The following is a 1,453-nucleotide window of genomic DNA, read 5'->3' on the forward strand; positions in this document are numbered from 1 at the left end:
TGTATTCCGTAACATCTAAATCGACAAAAACGGCAGCATAAAGTCGACACTTCCCGCAAGGGGCATGCTGACCAGATCGCAGGGCTATCTTGGTGGTGCTTCGTATCTACCAAAGGAGGCCCGGAGAGGAAATGATCAGCATGACCGATAAGAATTCTATACGCCTGCTGTGGCGGCAGGGGGACAGCGTCGCCGAGATCGCGCGCAAGACCGGCGTGAGCCGGGACACCGTCTACAAGTACCGCGACATGGACGACTTCAGCCCCAAGCCGCCCGCGAGGCGGGCGCAGGGCTCAAAGCTCGACCCGTACAGGCCCCTGATCGAGTCCTGGCTCGACGACGACATGCGCAGCGGACGCAAGCAGCGCCATACCGCAAAGCGCGTCCACGACAGGCTCGTCTCCGAGTGCGGCGCCGACGTCTCCGTCAGCACCGTGGAGCGGTGCGTCAGGGAGATTAGGGCCCGCCGCTCGGCGGAGGCGGCCGACGCCCAGTACCTCGACCTCGTCTGGGGCCCCGGCGAGGCGCAGGCCGACTTCGGCGAGGCCGACTTCTACGTGAGGGGGATGCGGACCACGCTGAGCTTCTTCGTGATGACGTTCCCGTACTCCAACGTCGGGCTGGCCCAGGTCTTCCCGGGCGAGACGTCGGAGTGCGTCTGCCAGGCCCTGCGCAACGTCTTCGAGCACGTCGGCGGCGTGCCGACCAAGATCGTCTTCGACAACGCGACCGGCGTCGGCCGCCGCGTCGGCGGCGGGGTCCGGACGACCGAGCTGTTCGCCGCCTGCAGCGCCCACTACGGCTTCCGCTTCAGGTTCTGCAACCCCCGCTCGGGCAACGAGAAGGGCAGCGTCGAGAACAAGGTGGGCTGCGTGCGCCGCAACCTCTTCGTCCCCGTCCCCCAGCTGTGGGACGCCGGCGCCTTCAACCGCAGGCTGCTCGAGCGCAGCCTCGCCATGTCCGACAAGCCCCACTGGATAAAGGGCGAGCGCGAGCTCGATCTCTTCGAGGCCGACAGGCTGGCGATGCTCGGGCTGCCGGCCAAGCCCCTCGACTGCGTCACCTACGTCTCTCGCACCGCCGACAAGAAGGGCAAGGTCTCGGTCGGCGAGAGGGGCCGCCACCTCTACTCCACGCACCCGTCGCTCTCGCGCCGCAGGCTCACGGTCGGCCTGCGGGCGACGACCGTGAGCGTCTACGACCCCGACAGCGGCGAGCTCGTCTGCGAGCACCCCAGGGCCTACGGCAGCGCCCCGACCGACACGTCCGACCCCGCCTCGCAGCTCGCCCTGCTGGCGTGGAACGCCGGCGGCTGGGAGAACAGCAGGGTGAGGGAGGCGCTCCCCGACGAGCTCAGGGAGCATATGGACTCACTGGACAGGGCGGGCCTGAAGGCCGAGCTGAGGGTGATGCGCGACCAGGCGGCCACCTCCGGATGGGAGGCCACGCTGCA

At 68.0% G+C, this 1,453-nt stretch carries 1 protein-coding gene; it reads left to right on the forward strand.

Features of this window, described 5'->3' with window-relative positions; translation table 11 throughout:
* Positions 1-140 precede the first annotated feature (140 nt).
* Positions 141-1,453, forward strand: a 1,313-nt coding sequence (gene istA, locus ACTQV3_RS09210) for an IS21 family transposase (protein ID WP_441536315.1), incomplete at its 3' end; no start/stop codon positions are given.

This window comes from Collinsella sp. LCP19S3_A7 (genome assembly GCF_052121995.1).
GTDB lineage: Bacteria > Actinomycetota > Coriobacteriia > Coriobacteriales > Coriobacteriaceae > Collinsella.